Genomic DNA, 16386 nt, shown 5'->3' with positions numbered 1-16386 from the left:
TTGAGCGAAATGTGAGCATGCGAAATGTCAATATGAGGAATGTCAGATGATGGAATGCCGGCAAGTGGAAGTGCAGGATAGGGAAGTTCAACAGGAAAAGAGTAAGTTTGCAAAAGGTAAGATTCAGAGAAGCAGATATGAGAAAAGCAAGTTTGAGAAGAACAGGAGTGAGAATATGGTATTTAACACAGGAGCCGCTCTCTTGGATGCCATTGTCCTGGCGGTTGTATCGAAGGATATCGAGGGGACATACGGTTACAAGATCACACAGGACGTGAGAGGGGCCATCGAGGTTTCGGAATCGACGTTGTATCCGGTGCTGCGAAGACTTCAGAAGGAAGAATGTCTGGAGGTTTACGATCTGGCCATTGACGGCAGGAACCGGAGATATTACAAGATTACGGAGAAGGGCAGAGTTCAGCTCAATCTTTACAAAGGAGAATGGGCCGGCTACTCAGAGAAGATATCCAGAATATTTGAGGAGGCAGACAGATGAATAGGGAAGAGTTTATGAAAGAGTTGGAATATCTGCTGCAAGATATTCCGGAGGAAGACAAGGCGGATGCGCTTGATTATTACAGGGATTATCTGGAGGAAGCCGGTGACGAGGCGGAGGCGGCGATTCAGGAGTTTGGAAGCCCGGAGAGAATTGCGGCCATCATCCGCTCGGATATTGCAGGACACCTGGAAAATGGTGGAGAGTTCACGGAGCGTGGCTATGAGGATGAGCGTTTCCGGGACCCCAATTATCAGGTAGCGCCACGGTACGATCTGCCGGAGGCCGGTGAGAACGGTGGAACTGGCAGCAGGGGGAGAGACGACAGGGATTACCGCCGCGGAGAAGATGACAGAAGGCGGAATTCTTCTTCCAACACGGTGCTGAAGGTGATACTGATAGGCATACTGGTTGTCATGACGTCACCGATCTGGGTTGGGCTTGGCGGCGGACTGTTCGGGATTTTTGTAGGCGTGATTGTGACCGCGATTGCCCTGCTTGCGGCGGCGGCCATTGTGACGGTGGCATTGTTTATCGCCGGCATCGCAGCCGGAGTGGCCGGAGCCGTGCATATGATGACGAGTCCTCTTGGCGGACTGCTGGCCATTGGAATCGGATTGATACTGATAGCCATTTCCCTGGTGTGCCTGGTGCTTTCGGTTCAGATATACGGCAGACTGCTGCCTTGGATGTTCAGAGGAATCATGAACGTGTTAAACGGACTGTTTCACAGAAAGGGGCGGGAGAGATGAAGAAATTTACGAAGGTTTGCCTGATTATAGCTGCCGTGTGTATGGCCCTGGGGATTGGACTCACAACCGTGGCCGGCTTCAGTGGCGTACGCCTGAGGGATTTACCGGTGATTACTTATAGAAGCAGCTGGGGGCCCTGGAGCAACTGGAGATACTGGAATAACTGGTCAAGTGACTGGGAGGACAGCTGGGATGACTGGGAAGATAGCTGGAATGACTGGGAGGACGACTGGGATGACTGGAATGAGGACCTGCAGCGTGACCTGGAGCAGATTCCTGAGGAGGTAGAGGCGGATGTCTCGGACGCCATGGAGGATTTTCAAAAAGAGATGGATTTCTACTGGAGCGAGCCCATCCAGGTGATAGAGTCCACGGATTATACGGGAGTCCGCAAGCTGGATGTGGATTTGGATGTCGGAGGAGTGCAGATTATTGCTGTGGATGCGGATGATGAGAACGGAGACCTTGTCGGTTCTGGAGATATCCGCGTGAAAGTGGGAGACGGAGAGTCGGTATCGAAATACCGGGTAACTGTGAAAGATGGCGATAAGCTGTGCATAGAGACCAGATGGCCGCGAAACAACGGGTTCCATAAGCAGGTACGTGGCCGGAGAATTCAGATTCTGGTGCCGAGAGGATATCAGTTTGAGGATGTGGATTTAAAGGTAAATGCCGGCGCCCTGATGGCGGAGGAGATATCCGCCAAATCCCTGGATGCAACCATGAATGCCGGTTCCATGCAGATTGAGAATGGAACGGTGGAGGAACTGGACGGCGAAGTGAATGCCGGTTCATTGCTCTATCAGGGAAGCGTCAGCAGGGAAGTGGAAGGCGACTGCCGGGCCGGAACCTTTGATTTAAGGCTTCAGGGGAAGAAAGAGGACTATAACTATGAGGTGAGTGCGTCAGCCGGAGCGGTTACGATTGGCAATGACAGCTATGCCTCGCTGAAGACCCGTGAGATAAAGAACAACGGCGCTACCGCCAAAATGGATTTGTCCTGCATGGCCGGCTCACTTTCCGTTTCTTTTACGGAGTAGTTGAGGTATAATGAAAGCAGGATATGGGTTGATAATCAGGAAATGACGACGGAAAAGGAGAGTGTGATTATGGATTTGAAGAAAAAGTTATATCGTTCGGACAAAGATAAGATGTTATGTGGTGTTTGTGGCGGCATGGGAGAGTATTTTGACATTGATTCGACCATTGTGAGACTGGTGTGGGCGATACTCATCTGCTCTGGCCCTGGAATCCTTGCATATATTATTGCGGCGATTGTGATTCCGAGGGAAGAATATCGTTAGGGATTGGAAATAAGGATTGAAAATAAGGATAAAATATGGGGAAGTCCGGGAATGGCAGGCATATCGTCTGCTTCCCGGGCTTCTTTTTGTGCTGGGATTCCGTTTTTGCTGTTTTGCGTCACAGTTGTATAGGCCTGCCCCAAACGGGCATACTCTAAGAGAAATCAGGAAAGGAGTCTATGTGATATGACGAAAAAGAAACATGAGGAGCCATTTGACCCAAAGAATTTAAAACCGGAAGAGTTGTTGAAATACGAGATTGCCACGGAACTGGGGCTGAGTGATAAAGTGATTGCCGGAGGCTGGAGAAGCCTGACGGCGAAGGAGAGCGGCCGAATCGGCGGCCTGGTGACGAAGAAGAAACGGGAGATGAAGCAGGAAGCAATGAAAGGGATGGCGGAGTAAATCCGGAGTTCACCGCTTGACGCCCATGCTTGGGATGGGGTATAATTCCTGGTAGATTATGGACGCCGGGAGATGGCAGGGCGTTGGAGAGGAAGATACATGGCAAGACAACCACTTAGAAGCGGATTTACAACAGGAACGTGTGGTGCAGCGGCGGCGAAGGCGGCCGCTGTTTGTCTGCTGACAGAGGAAATGCTTCCGCAGGCCGAAATTCTGACACCAAAGGGAATCCTGGCTTCGCTGGCGGTGGAATGCGTGTCGCGGGAGAGGGATTCTGCCTGCTTCCGGGTACAAAAGGATGCCGGTGATGACCCGGACGTGACGAATGGAGCCTGGGTTTACGCAAGCGTGGAGCGGATATCCGGCGGTCCGGAGGCGGTCTGGTATCAGTCGGAGGAGTATCCCCATCTCTATCTCACCGGCGGGGAGGGCATCGGCCTGGTGACCAAACCGGGACTTTCCTGCCCCGTCGGGAAGCACGCCATCAACCCGGTCCCCCGGAGCATGATATTTGAGGCGGTGGAAGCGGTCTGCGAGCAGATGGAATCCAGGAAAATGCTTCTGATACGGATAAAGATTCCCCAGGGCGTGGAGCTGGCCGCCAGCACATTTAACCCGAAGCTTGGCATTGCCGGCGGCATTTCCGTGCTGGGAACCAGCGGAATCGTGGAGCCGATGAGTGAGCAGGCGCTTCTGGATACCATCCGGCTGGAACTACATATGAAGGCGGTGGCAGGAGGGCGAAATATCATCCTGACGCCAGGCAATTACGGGGAGAGTTTTTTGAGAGAGGAACTGCAATTGCCGTTGAATCAGGCGGTGAAATGCAGCAATTTTGTGGCGGAGGCCATGAGGATGACAGCAGAGGAAGGAATCGGCCGGGTGCTGTTTGTCGGGCATATTGGGAAATTGATTAAAGTGGCCGGTGGGGTGGAGAATACCCATTCCAAATATGGGGACCGGCGGATGGAAATTTTGGCGGATTGTTTGAGAGATGTGGTGTCTGGTGTGAAGACTGTGACGGTCGGTATGGAGATTGTGGTATCTGGTATGGAGACGGTGGAAGCCGGTACGAAATCTTTGAAGGACTCTTTGGGAGCGGCTGCCGGTAACGCAGAGTCTGAAAACAAATGCCTGGAAGCACAGATTCTTGCCAGCAACACGACAGAGGAAGCGCTGGATTATCTGCAGGCGGCTGGCTGCCGGGATGAGGTGATGGAGGCCGCCGGGTGCAGAATCTTGTCGTACCTGACACAGTGGGCCGGCGGGAAGGTGGATGTGGAGGTAGTGACATTTTCCACCAGCCACGGTGTTCTGTATAAGAGCAGTGGCGCAGAAGCCCTGATAGGGCAAATGAGGACAGAGGAGTTAGAAGATTAAAATGACAGAACATAGAAAAGGAATTTTATACTGCATCGGAGTCGGCCCGGGCGAGCCGGAGCTGATGACTTTGAAGGCGGTGAGAATGATAAAAGAATGCCAGGTGGCTGCAATCCCCCATGTGGACCGGGCGCAGTGCGTGGCATACCAAATAGCAGTGCAGGCGGTGCCGGAGCTGGAGGAGAAAGAACTTCTCTGCCTGGATATGCCGATGACAAAAGACAAAGACCTGCTGGCCCGCAGCCACGAGACCGCGGCTGGCAGATTGCTGGAGCAGCTGGAGCAGGGAAAGGATGTGGCATTGCTGACATTGGGCGATTCTTCCGTCTACGCCACTAGCGTGTATCTGGGAGGAAGGCTGGAAGATGTCGGCATTGAGATACAAATGGTGAGTGGCGTTCCATCCTTCTGTGCCGCAGCCGCCAGACTGAACATTCCTCTGGTGAAAAACTCCGAGGAGTTACATATTCTGCCCGCCTCCTATCAGATCGAGGAGGGGTTAAAACTGCCAGGTGTCAAAGTACTCATGAAGGCAGGCCGAAAGCTGAGCCAGGTAAAGCAACTGCTGGCGCAGGGAAATTATCAGGTTACGATGGTAGAAAACTGCGGAATGCCTGGGGAGCGGGTGTACAGAACCGTGGAGGAGATACCGGAGGATGCGGGATATTTTTCGCTGTTGATTGTGAGAGATTTATAGGATTATGCGAAGAGTGCTGCGAAAGGAAAGATATTAGGAAGAGAAAGATGACTCGAGATTACCAGGGCGGTGTATAGCCGAACCTGGGGTTTATTCATAGTGACAGGAGGAAATCATGGTATATTTTGTGGGCGCCGGTTCCGGCGCGGTGGATTTGATTACGGTAAGAGGTAAAAACATGCTGGAGCAGGCGGATGTCGTGATATACGCCGGCTCACTGGTCAACCCGGAACTGTTATCCTATGCCGGCGGGCACTGTCAGATATACAACAGCGCCACAATGACGCTGGAGGAAGTTCTGGAAGTCATAAAGTCAGCCGAGGCGTCAGGTCTCACCACCGTGCGCCTTCACACCGGAGACCCCTGTCTCTACGGCGCCATCCGGGAGCAGATGGATATTCTGGAGCAGCTTCACATTCCCTATGAGGTATGTCCCGGCGTCAGCTCCTTCTGCGGCGCTGCCGCGGCTCTCCAGATGGAATATACCCTGCCGGAGATATCCCAGAGCGTCATCATCACCAGAATGGCCGGCCGCACCCCAGTGCCTGAGCGGGAATCCATCCGCTCCTTCGCGGCCCACGGCGCCACCATGGTCATTTTCCTGAGCACCGGAATGTTAGAAGCCCTGTCAGAAGAACTGATAGCCGGCGGCTATTCCCCCGACACCCCGGCGGCCATCGTCTACAAAGCCACCTGGCCCGACGAGAAGACGCTTGTTTGCACCGTGGACACGCTGGCAAACCGTGCCAGAGAAGAGCACATCAAAAAGACAGCCCTCATCATCGTCGGAAATGCCGTCAGCCAGAGCGGCTACGAGCGCTCCAAACTCTACGACCCTGTGTTTACCACGGAATTCCGTCAGGGGACGGGGGATAAAGGAGCAGAGAGATGAAATTGTCCATTATCAGTTTTACACAGGCGGGGAATCGGGTGAATGAGCGGTTGGTGAAGCGTTTCCGGGAATTGGGGGAGACGTGCAGCGGGTATGTGCTGGAGCGGTTTTTGAATCCCTGCCATGAGGAGGCGGGGCTGGCGCCGCTTACGGAGTCTTTAAGTGCGTGGACGGGGAAGCAGTTTGAGAGCCGGGATGGGATTATATTTGTGGGGGCGGCGGGGATTGCGGTCCGGGCCATTGCCCCGTTTTTGAAGGATAAAATGACGGACCCGGCCGTGGTGGTCGTGGACGAGCGGGGGAGGTTTGCCATATCGCTGCTGTCCGGCCATGTGGGCGGCGCCAATGAGCTGGCGGGGCTGGCGGCGGAGATTCTGGGGGCTGTGCCGGTGATTACGACGGCGACGGATGTGAATGGACGGTTTGCGGTGGATGTGTTTGCAAGGGAGCAGGGACTTTTCATCAGTGACAGGGAAGTGGCGAAGAAAATTTCGGCGGATGTGCTGGATGGTGTGCCGGTGGGATTTTTCAGCGATGTTCCCGTGGAGGGGGCGCTGCCGGATGGGTTTACCCAGAAGGAGGTGTGCCGGAGAGCGGTGTGGATTACCTGGAAACGACGGGTGGAAGATACGTCGTTTATGAACATGTTTCTGGCGGAGGATACCAGAGTCCTGCGGCTGGTTCCCAAGGTGTTGAGTGTTGGAATCGGGTGCCGGAAGGGAATCGCGGCGGAGACGGTTGAGAAGGTGGTTATTCAGGTGTTTGAGGAATACCAATTGGATTTCTATGCAGTGGCCGGTGTGGCAAGTGTGGATTTGAAAAAAGAGGAGCCGGGAATTTTGGCGTTTTGCGGGAAGTGGGATTTGGCATTTGCCACTTGCGATGCTGAAGAATTGGAACAGGTGCCTGGGGAGTTTTTGGAATCTGATTTTGTGAGAGAGACGACTGGGACCGGAAGTGTCTGTGAACGGGCGGCGGTGTGGGATGCTATGAGGCAGGAACGCGCAGAGCGAAATGGCATTGCAGGTACGGAGGAAGCTGCAGAGCAAGTGAACGTTGCGGGAGTAAAGGAGAACGTAGGGATTGCTGCAACGGGGACATTTTGTAACGCGGGAAGGAAGGTTTATACTTCTCCCGCCCCGCTTCTGGTAAAGAAGCAGGCCCATGACGGCGTAACGGTAGCGGTAGCATTGAGAAGTATGAAAATCAGGATGAGATGAGGCAGAATAACATGAATCAGAATAAAAAATTGTACGTAGTGGGAATTGGACCGGGTGAGTATGAGCAGATGACGATGAAAGCGGTCCGGGTGCTGGAGAGCAGTCAGCTGATTGTAGGCTACACGGTATACATAGATTTGATACGTCCGCATTTCCCGGACAAGGAAATGATGGCGACACCGATGATGAAAGAGGTGGAACGCTGCCGGATTGCCCTTCAGGAAGCCGATAAGGGGCGGATGGTGTCCATGGTGTGCAGCGGGGATTCCGGCGTGTACGGCATGGCGGGATTGATTCTGGAATTAGCGAAGGAGTACCCGGAGGTGGAGATAGAGATGGTGCCGGGAGTGACGGCGGCCTGCGGCGGCGCGGCGGTGCTTGGGGCCCCCATCTGCCATGATTTTGCAGTCATCAGTCTCAGCGATTTGCTGACCCCTATGGAGACTATTGAGCGGCGGCTGGAGTGTGCGGCTCAGGCGGACATGGTGATCTGCATTTACAATCCGTCCAGCAGGAAACGGGCGGATTATCTGCGACGGGCCTGCGATATAGTCTTGAAATACCAGCGTCCGGAGACGGTCTGCGGGATTGTGAGAAATATAGGAAGAGACGGGGAGTCATCCCGCGTCATGACACTGGAAGAATTGAGAGACTTGCAGGTGGATATGTTCACCACGGTATATATTGGCAATTCCTCCACCAGAGCGGAGCGCGGGAAAATGATTACGCCGAGAGGATACGAACATGTCTGATGTGATCATATTTGGAGGAACGACAGAGGGTCGGCTGCTGGCCGAATTCTGTGCGGAACAGGAAATTCCTGCCGCTGTCTGCGTCGTGTCGGATTACGGAAAGCAGGTGCTGCCGGAAAGCCCCTGGCTGACGGTCAGCCATAAAGCCATGACGAAAGAGGAGATGGTTTCGTTCATCCGGAAAGAAATGCCAAAAGCAGTTCTGGATGCCACCCACCCCTACGCCGCCGTTGTGACAGAGAATATCAGCGCCGCCTGCCAGAGTACCGGCGTAACATATATCAGAATAACAAGAGCGGAGACAGAATTTGCGAAACCTGTGGGCCAGGCCCAGCCGGAAATCCTGTGGATGGAGTCAGTGGCAGATGCGGTAGAATTCCTTAGTACGGTAGACGGAAATGCATTCGTCACCACTGGCAGTAAAGAACTGGAACGCTACACGTCATTGCCGGACTATGCCAGCCGCCTCTACGTCCGGGTTCTTCCCAGCAGTGAGAATATTGCTGTCTGCGAGAAACTCGGATTTCACGGCAGGCATATCATCGGGATGCAGGGACCATTTTCCAGAGCGGTGAATGTGGCCATGCTGCAAGATACCGAATCCCGCTATCTGGTGACAAAAGAGGCGGGAAACGCCGGCGGTTTTATGGAAAAGATAGAGGCGGCTTTGGAATGCGGTGTGACGCCCATTGTGATTGGGCGGCCGAAAAAGCCGGAGGGGATTTCGGTGGAAGAAGGGATAGACTTCCTTCGGGGCATCGCAGCGCAGCGGGAGCGGAAAATGCAGTTAAATATCATCGGAATCGGCATGGGCGGTCCCGGCCAAATGACGCAGGAGGCGGTACGGATTCTGCGGCAGAGTGATGTGGTGCTGGGAGCGGAGCGGATGATTGAGAGCGTGGAGGAGATAGCGCCGGGAATCAGAAAAGAACCCATCTATTTGAGCAGAGACGTTATCAAATGGCTGGAATCCAATGACGGATACCGGATGATTTCTGTGGTGTATTCCGGCGATACCGGACTTTACAGCGGGGCAAAAACATTTTTAAGGGATTTGAACATGACGGAGGCCGGACAGCGCTGGGATATCCGGGTGTATCCCGGGATTTCCACGGTATCTTTCCTGTGTGCCAGGCTGCAGACATCCTGGGAGGACGTCTATCTGACGAGCGCCCACGGGCGCACACCGGATGTGCTGGAATTGCTGAAGCATCACGACAAAGTATTTCTGCTATTGGGCGGGGAGGATTCGGTGAAGAAGCTCTGCCGGAAACTGGTAGAAAATGGTTACCCACAGCTAACCATATCTGTGGGAGAGCGGTTATCCTACCCGGAGGAGCAGATTGTGACGGGGACAGCAGAAGAACTGCAGGATTGCTCCTTTGGCAGTCTTGTGGCAGTTTTGCTGCGAAAACAGAAGGAGGAAGATAGAGATGAGTGAACGGCCGCGGTTGGAGAAAGGGCTTGCTGGGGAGACATTTCGAAGCTTTTATTATCTGAAGGAAGAACTGACGGATTTCTGCCGTGAAAATGGCCTGCCTGTATCTGGCGGAAAAATGGAATTGACGGATAGAATCGCCCATTTTCTGGATACGGGGGAGATTGCCAAGGCGCAAACGGGCAGCAGGGGGCAAATGAGCAGCAGAGGGAAGGTAGATGTGCAGGAGATAACGGAAGAGACTCTGATTGAGGAACATTTTGTCTGCTCCGAGAAACACCGTGCATTTTTTCAATCCCGAATAGGAAAAGGATTTTCGTTCAATGTGGCATTCCAGAAGTGGCTGAAAAGCAATACGGGAAAGACTTACGCCCAGGCAATCGAGGCGTATGACCGGATACTGGAAGAGAAGAAAAGGACGAAGACAACGATTGAACCCCAGTTTGAATATAATACCTACATTCGCGATTTCTTTGCGGACAATCCAGGGACGTCGCTGGAACAGGCGATACGGTGCTGGAAATACAAGAAGAGCCAGCAGGGGCATAACCGTTATGAGAAATCGGATTTGTCGGCGCTGACGGAAGCCACAGAGGTGGGAAAATGAGGGACGAGTGGTTTATCCGTGGAGAGGTGCCAATGACGAAGGCGGAGGTCCGTGCGGTATCCATCTCAAAATTGGAACTGCAGCCGGATTCCGTTTTCTATGATATTGGGGCCGGAACCGGTTCCGTCTCCATCGAGGCTGCCAGCCAGCTGGCGGACGGACATGTGTATGCGGTGGAGCAGAAACTGGAGGCAGTGGAACTGATTGAGGCCAATATCAGAAAATTTGGAACGGAAGGAATCATTAAAATAGAAGGAATCAGCGTTGTGACGGGAACCGCGCCGGAAGCATTATCCGGATTGCCACGCCCCACCCATGCGTTTATCGGGGGCTCCTCGGGGAATATGGAGGGGCTGTTGGAGGTATTGCTGGAGAAGAACCCGGATATCCGGATTGTCATCAATATCATTGCGCTGGAAACGCTGACGCAGACGATGACATTGCTTGGGAAGCGGGAGATAGAGGCGGAGATTGTGTCCATGCAGGTGGCGAAAGCCAGAACAGTGGGGAATTACCATCTGATGCAGGGACAGAATCCGGTTTATATTGTCTCGTTTGGAGGAAGTCACAGTTTGGGATAAATAGAAAAGAAATGACTTGGATAGCATCTGGCTGGAAAGGAAGAATTATGAATTATCACATTCCCAGAATCATGCTGGCCGCACCGGCCAGCGGGGGCGGAAAGACAACCGTAACATGCGGACTTTTGCAGGCATTGTTGAATTGTGGAGTTTCCCCGGCGGCGTTTAAATGCGGGCCGGATTATATCGACCCCATGTTCCACAAGTATGTGCTTGGGGTAGATGGAGGGAATCTGGACAGTTTTTTCCTTGGGGAACATGAGATTCGCAGGCAGCTGGTTTTGGGGAGCAGGCGGCAGGATATGGCAGTTATTGAGGGCGTTATGGGATATTTCGACGGGGTAGCCGGCACCAGTACCTGGGCCAGCAGCTATGATATCGCCAGAATAACGGAGACGCCGGTCATTTTGATTGTGGACTGCAAAGGGAGCAGTCTTTCTGCGGCGGCGGTGGTTCAGGGATTTTTGCAGTATGAGAAGGACCTGGCCGCGGCGGCTGGGAAGGCGGAGGAAAGGGAGAACACGGGAGAGCTCTCAGAAGGGCGGCAGGAAGAAATACTGGGAGAAATCTCAGGGGAAATCTCAGAAAAGATTTCAGGCGGCCGGATAAAAGGCGTTTTGTTAAACCGGATATCACCGGTCATGGCAGAACGGTTAAAGCCGGAAATTGAAAAACTGGGTGTGACGGTAGTCGGCTATATTCCGGAATGTCCGGAGATGAAACTGGAAAGCCGCCATCTGGGACTGGTGAAGCCTGAGGAACTGGATATGCTGCGCAGTCAGCTGGATATGCTGGCAGAGCAGATGAAAAACACTGTAAATATAGATAAAATCTGCAGTATTGCCCAGTCAGCGCCGGATATTGAGATGGCGGATGATGGCATAGAGGAGATAGGCGGAGGACAATTAAAGGAGAGCGAAGGAACGCTGAAAAAACGGGTGAAACGCTCGGAGGAGCGTAAGAGAGAATGCCGGAGCAGTCAGCCGCTTCTCCGCATCGGAGTTGCCAGAGACAGCGCGTTCTGCTTTTATTACCAGGAAAATCTCCGCCTGCTGGAATCCATGGGAGTGGAGACGGTGATGTTCAGTCCGATATCTGACACCAGTCTGCCGTCAGATATTGACGGAATGATTCTTGGAGGCGGCTATCCGGAACTGCATGCGGCAGAGCTGGCTTCCAATACCTCGATGAGGGAAAGCATAAAAACAGCAATTGAGGCAGGCATGCCATATCTGGCGGAGTGCGGTGGATTTCTCTATCTTCACAGGGAGTTGGAGTCCCCGGACGGAAGCAATTATCCGATGGTGGGAGTTATCGATGGAAATGGTTACCGGACGAAACGTCTGTCCCGTTTCGGCTACATTTCATTGACGCCAAAGGCAGAAGAACACTGCCTGTCAAATGAAATCAAAGGCCACGAGTTCCATTACTGGGACAGCACGGATTGTGGGGAGGATTGGATTGCGCAGAAACCGTTGAGCACTCGAACCTGGAGCTGTGTTCACAGCAAAGAGTTCCAGATTGCCGGGTTCCCGCATTTGTATTATCCATCCAATCCGGATTTTTTAAAAACATGGCTGGAGGGATGCAGAAGTTATGGAGAGAGGACGGGACAGGCAACAGAAAAAAGCATAAGCTTTCGCATTCAGAATGGAGTAAACATATGAAATTAGAAGAGTTACTGACACAGGTGAGAGGGCTGGATCAAGTGGCATGCGCTCAGGCACAGGCAAGATGGAATCAGATTGCTAAGCCGTTAAACAGTCTGGGCCTGTTGGAATCGGCGGTGGTTAAGATTGCCGGGATTCAGAGGACAAGTCAGATAAACATAGAGAAAAAGGCGTTGGTCATCATGTGCGCCGACAATGGTGTGGTGGAGGAAGGCATTTCCCAGACGGGACAGGAGGTTACCGCTGTGGTGACAGAGAATTTCACCAAGGGGGATTCCTGCGTCTGTATTATGGCAGAGCGGGCCGGAGTGGATGTCTTTCCCGTGGATATCGGAGTATCCGGGGAACTGGAAAACTGCGGTAATAAATATCCACTGACAAGACGAAAAATCGCCCATGGCACTAGGAATTTCCGAAAGGAACCGGCCATGACGGTGGAAGAATGCTTAAAAGCCATAGAAACCGGAATCGAGATGGTAAAACAGTTGAAATCCGACGGCTATCAATTGATAGCCACCGGAGAGATGGGAATCGGCAATACCACAACCAGCAGTGCCGTCGCCTCTGCCCTGACAGGCCAGCCCCCAGCAGTTATGACAGGAAAAGGGGCGGGACTCTCCGATGAGGGGCTGAAAAAAAGATACAGGTAATTGAAGAGTCCATCAGCCGATACTGGCCGGAATGGGCGGAAGAGAAAGAAGAAGGAAAAAAAGAAGGAGAAAAAGTAGGAGAAAAAGATTCCGTATGGAAATCGTTGAATCGAAGCTTAAATTGCCAGCCAGCCGGTGCGTACCACCTTTATAAGGCGGATGCCATCGACATTCTGTCCAAAGTAGGCGGCTTTGACATTGCCGGCCTGACGGGTGTTTTCTTAGGCGGTGCAGTCTACGGCATCCCGGTCATCATTGACGGATTCATTTCCTCAACCGCAGCCCTGGCGGCCGCATCCATCTGCCCCATGGCCGTGGACTACATGCTGGCCTCCCATGTTTCCTCAGAGCCGGCCGGTCATCTGATTTTGGAATATCTGTCTTTACAGCCGCCGATTACGGCCCACATGTGTCTTGGTGAGGGAACTGGGGCCGTCGCCAGTATACCGCTGCTGGACATGGCAGTCGATATTTATCATCGGATGAGTACCTTCGAAGAGATACAGATTGAGGACTACCAGCCCTTATAGCAGCAATGAGGGTTCATAGCAGTAACATGGGTCTCATAGCCTAGCAATACAGGCGGCAGGAACGATATAAGAAAGCAGGAACGATATAAGAAAGCAGGAACGATATAAGAAAGCAGGAACGATTTGAGAAAGCAGGACAAACGATGATGATACTGATAACCGGCGGCAGCGGCAGTGGGAAGTCGGCTTACGCGGAGCAGACAGTGCTGGACCAGGGAGCCGCCAGGAGATATTATATAGCGACCATGCGGCCATGGGATGAGGAGTGCAGGCGCAGAATCGCCCGCCACCGCCAGATGCGGGTGGATAAGGGATTTGAGACCATCGAATGTTACCAGGATTTATTTCACGTCACGGTGGAGCCAGAAAGTGTGATTCTGCTGGAATGCATGTCCAATCTGCTGGCTGGGGAGTATTACCGGGAAGATGCAAGTCCTCTTGAGGCGGAAATGCGCATCATGGCAGGTATCCGGCACTTGCAAAAGCAGGCAAAAACTCTTATCATAGTAACCAACGAAGTGTTCCAGGATGGAACCGAATACGACGAGGAAACCCGCCGCTACCAGCAGATTCTGGGCCATATTAATCAGGAACTGGCGAAGCTGGCGGATGAGGTGACGGAAGTGGTATTTGGGATACCCGTAACCGTGAAGAAGAGGGGAGAGACACCATGAAGCTGCTTGGGAGTATGGCAATCGCATTTTCCATGTATTCCAAAATACCGGTGCCACAGGTGGAGTGGACAAAAGAACGGATGAAATACGCCATGTGCTTTTTCCCGCTGGTGGGAGCGGCCCAGGGGATTCTCCTCTACGCTTTCGCCCTTCTGGCCTGGAAATGGGAGTTCTGGGTGCTCTATTATGTGGGAGGTGTGGCACTTCCCATTCTGGTGAACGGTGGAATCCATATGGATGGTTTTCTGGATGTGGTGGATGCCAGGGCGTCATTTGGGGACAGGGAGAAGAAGCTGGAGATCTTGAAGGACCCTCATGTGGGTTCCTTTGCGATTCTTGGAGCCATCGTCTATGTGCTGTTGTACCTTGGGATTTTTGTGGAACTGCCTGCCGCTTTTCTGCCAGCTGTGGGCGGCATATACGTGCTGACCAGAGCCATGAGCGGTCTGTCGGTGGTATGGTTTCCGAAAGCGAAGAACAGCGGTCTGGCGGCCGCTTTTTCAGAGGATGCCCAGAAGAAAACGGTAGCCGTAACCATGTTTCTCTTCATGGCGGCATCCCTGTGTTTCATTCTGTGGATTGCAGGTACGGCAGCCGGTATCCTGTGCGCGCTGGCGGCGCTGGCCGTCTATGCTTATTACTACCGGATGTCCATCAAAGAATTCGGCGGCATCACCGGAGATTTGGCGGGATATTTTCTGCAGATTTGCGAGCTGGTTTTGATAGCGGCGCTGGCGGTGTCGCTGCGGATATGAGGATAAGAATAAAATAAGACGAAGACAGACAGGAACCGATAATAGAATCAAAACAGGTAAACAAATGTGAAATTAGATATGAAATGGATGCGGGAACCGATAATGAAAGCAGGGAAGATATGGACAGAAATAAATGCAGGAAATGATAGTGAAATTGGAGCAGATGTGATTGGAAACAGATGCGGAAAGCGATACCATAGCAGGAGATAATATATGATACTTATAATCGGAGGATTCTGTCAAGGGAAAACGGAATATTTGAAAGGTCTGCCGGAATATGTCAACATGACTGAGGACGCACCACCATTGAGATTCGCAGATGGCAAAACAGACTCGCCGGAACTGGTGGAGACGTGCCCGGTCATTCTGGGGTTTCATCATTACATCCGGCGTCTGGCGGATGAGAAACAGGTGCAGGCCTTGATTGATCATATGATAATGAATAATCCGGATGCCATTATCATCATGGATGAGGTGGGCGGCGGAATTGTTCCCATGGACCCGGTGGACAGAGAATACCGGGAAATGGTGGGGCGGGCCGGCCAGCGGCTGGCGGGAGAGGCGGAGCAGGTGCATCGGGTTATCTGCGGCATTGGCGCCAGAATCAAATAAAGAGACAAGAAGACAGGACGGACAAACTATGATTACACAACATATAACAGCTATGATAATCGGCTTTCTTCTGGATTTATGCTTTGGAGACCCACGGTGGCTTCCTCATCCGGTCAGGGCGATGGGATGGCTGATCAGCCATCTGGAAACTGCTATCCGGGACAGACTTCCTAAGACTCCACAGGGAGAACGATTGGGGGGGATTGGCCTGGTGGCTGGCGTTTTATCGGTAACCGGAGTGTGCGCTTATGGCATCCTGTGGGCAGCAGGCCGGATTCATCCAATCCTGGGGCTGGCGGTGGAGTGCATCATGTGTTATCAGATGCTGGCGGCCAGAGGACTCCGGGACGAGAGTATGAAGGTGTGGAAAGCATTGAAACGTCAGGATGTGGAGGGCGCCAGAACGGCCGTCTCCATGATTGTGGGGAGAGACACCGAGGTCCTTTCGGAAACGGGAATTATCAAGGCGGCGGTGGAAACCGTGGTGGAGAATACCTCCGACGGCGTGATAGCTCCACTTTTTTACATGGCCTTTGGAGGCGGTCCTTGGGCTTATCTCTATAAGGCTGTCAACACCATGGATTCCATGGTGGGATATAAAAATGAGAAATATCTGCATTTTGGCCGGACAGCCGCAAGGCTGGACGACTTGTTGAACCTGATTCCGTCCCGCTTATCGGCGCTGCTGATGATAGCGGCCAGTTTTCTCACCGGTATGGACGGAAAGGGAGCCATTCGAATATACCGCCGTGACCGGCGTAACCATAAAAGCCCTAACTCGGCCCAGACCGAGGCCGTGTGCGCCGGCGCCTTCCAGGTACAGCTGGCGGGAAATGCCTGGTACTTTGGCACTTTATACGAGAAACCAACCATCGGAGACGATATCCGCCCCATCGAGGCAGATGACATCCAGCGGGCCAACCGTTTGCTCTACATGACATCGGTGCTGGCAGTTCTGGTGTTTGCAGTAC

18 protein-coding genes and 1 pseudogene are annotated in these 16386 nt (G+C 52.8%); all 19 read left to right on the top strand.

Annotated elements, in window-relative coordinates:
- The first annotated feature begins 175 nt into the window (after window positions 1–175).
- The gene (locus HMPREF9473_RS15475) at window positions 176–496 is read left to right on the top strand and encodes a PadR family transcriptional regulator (protein WP_034859389.1); all 321 of its coding nucleotides are present in this window, start codon (window positions 176–178) and stop codon (window positions 494–496) included.
- Entirely contained in the window at window positions 493–1248 is a 756-nt protein-coding gene (locus HMPREF9473_RS15470) for an HAAS signaling domain-containing protein (RefSeq protein ID WP_006781092.1), read from the top strand. Before HMPREF9473_RS15475 ends, HMPREF9473_RS15470 begins: the two co-directional genes overlap by 4 nt.
- On the top strand, window positions 1245–2288 hold the full coding sequence (locus tag HMPREF9473_RS15465; protein WP_006781091.1) for a DUF4097 family beta strand repeat-containing protein: 1044 nt from the start codon (window positions 1245–1247) through the stop codon (window positions 2286–2288). Before HMPREF9473_RS15470 ends, HMPREF9473_RS15465 begins: the two co-directional genes overlap by 4 nt.
- A gap of 75 nt (window positions 2289–2363) precedes the next feature.
- Window positions 2364–2552, top strand: a complete 189-nt coding sequence (locus HMPREF9473_RS15460; protein WP_080568867.1) for a PspC domain-containing protein — start codon at window positions 2364–2366, stop codon at window positions 2550–2552.
- 186 nt (window positions 2553–2738) lie between these two features.
- Complete coding sequence (locus HMPREF9473_RS15455) at window positions 2739–2957, top strand: small, acid-soluble spore protein, alpha/beta type (protein ID WP_006781089.1); 219 nt, start codon at window positions 2739–2741, stop codon at window positions 2955–2957.
- Between the two features lie 99 nt (window positions 2958–3056).
- Window positions 3057–4337, top strand: a complete 1281-nt coding sequence (cbiD, locus tag HMPREF9473_RS15450) for a cobalt-precorrin-5B (C(1))-methyltransferase CbiD (protein ID WP_006781088.1) — start codon at window positions 3057–3059, stop codon at window positions 4335–4337.
- 1 nt (window position 4338) lies between these two features.
- Window positions 4339–5034, top strand: coding sequence for a precorrin-2 C(20)-methyltransferase (gene cobI, locus HMPREF9473_RS15445; protein WP_006781087.1), 696 nt, complete (start codon window positions 4339–4341; stop codon window positions 5032–5034).
- Between the two features lie 115 nt (window positions 5035–5149).
- Window positions 5150–5926 (top strand): precorrin-4 C(11)-methyltransferase, encoded by a 777-nt coding sequence (gene cobM / locus HMPREF9473_RS15440; RefSeq protein WP_006781086.1) that lies wholly within the window; start codon window positions 5150–5152, stop codon window positions 5924–5926.
- Window positions 5923–7146 carry a cobalt-precorrin 5A hydrolase gene (locus HMPREF9473_RS15435; protein WP_006781085.1) on the top strand — a complete coding sequence of 408 codons (1224 nt, stop codon included), beginning with the start codon at window positions 5923–5925 and terminating at the stop codon, window positions 7144–7146. The genes cobM and HMPREF9473_RS15435 overlap by 4 nt, the downstream gene beginning before the upstream one ends.
- Before the next feature lie 11 nt (window positions 7147–7157).
- On the top strand, window positions 7158–7898 hold the full coding sequence (gene cobJ / locus HMPREF9473_RS15430; protein ID WP_006781084.1) for a precorrin-3B C(17)-methyltransferase: 741 nt from the start codon (window positions 7158–7160) through the stop codon (window positions 7896–7898).
- On the top strand, window positions 7891–9339 hold the full coding sequence (gene cobK / locus HMPREF9473_RS15425; RefSeq protein ID WP_006781083.1) for a precorrin-6A reductase: 1449 nt from the start codon (window positions 7891–7893) through the stop codon (window positions 9337–9339). Before cobJ ends, cobK begins: the two co-directional genes overlap by 8 nt.
- The gene (locus HMPREF9473_RS15420; protein ID WP_006781082.1) at window positions 9332–9943 is read left to right on the top strand and encodes a DUF6434 domain-containing protein; all 612 of its coding nucleotides are present in this window, start codon (window positions 9332–9334) and stop codon (window positions 9941–9943) included. The genes cobK and HMPREF9473_RS15420 overlap by 8 nt, the downstream gene beginning before the upstream one ends.
- Entirely contained in the window at window positions 9940–10524 is a 585-nt protein-coding gene (gene cbiT, locus HMPREF9473_RS15415) for a precorrin-6Y C5,15-methyltransferase (decarboxylating) subunit CbiT (RefSeq protein WP_006781081.1), read from the top strand. The genes HMPREF9473_RS15420 and cbiT overlap by 4 nt, the downstream gene beginning before the upstream one ends.
- A 47-nt stretch (window positions 10525–10571) precedes the next feature.
- Entirely contained in the window at window positions 10572–12191 is a 1620-nt protein-coding gene (locus tag HMPREF9473_RS15410; protein WP_006781080.1) for a cobyrinate/hydrogenobyrinate a,c-diamide synthase, read from the top strand.
- Window positions 12188–13374: pseudogene (locus HMPREF9473_RS28760) on the top strand (nicotinate-nucleotide--dimethylbenzimidazole phosphoribosyltransferase). The gene HMPREF9473_RS15410 and the pseudogene HMPREF9473_RS28760 overlap by 4 nt, the downstream one beginning before the upstream one ends.
- Window positions 13375–13517: 143 nt before the next feature.
- The gene (locus HMPREF9473_RS15395) at window positions 13518–14048 is read left to right on the top strand and encodes a bifunctional adenosylcobinamide kinase/adenosylcobinamide-phosphate guanylyltransferase (protein WP_034858519.1); all 531 of its coding nucleotides are present in this window, start codon (window positions 13518–13520) and stop codon (window positions 14046–14048) included.
- Window positions 14045–14803, top strand: a complete 759-nt coding sequence (locus tag HMPREF9473_RS15390) for an adenosylcobinamide-GDP ribazoletransferase (protein WP_006781074.1) — start codon at window positions 14045–14047, stop codon at window positions 14801–14803. Before HMPREF9473_RS15395 ends, HMPREF9473_RS15390 begins: the two co-directional genes overlap by 4 nt.
- A 213-nt stretch (window positions 14804–15016) precedes the next feature.
- Complete coding sequence (locus tag HMPREF9473_RS15385; protein ID WP_006781072.1) at window positions 15017–15415, top strand: bifunctional adenosylcobinamide kinase/adenosylcobinamide-phosphate guanylyltransferase; 399 nt, start codon at window positions 15017–15019, stop codon at window positions 15413–15415.
- Window positions 15416–15443: 28 nt separating this feature from the next.
- Window positions 15444–16386: adenosylcobinamide-phosphate synthase CbiB (gene cbiB / locus HMPREF9473_RS15380; protein ID WP_006781071.1), on the top strand; the 943-nt coding region annotated here is incomplete at its 3' end.

This window comes from Hungatella hathewayi WAL-18680, assembly GCF_000235505.1.
GTDB lineage: Bacteria > Bacillota > Clostridia > Lachnospirales > Lachnospiraceae > Hungatella_A > Hungatella_A hathewayi_A.
Note: the sequence above shows the minus strand (reverse complement) of the source record. Positions and strands in the feature narration are given on the sequence as shown.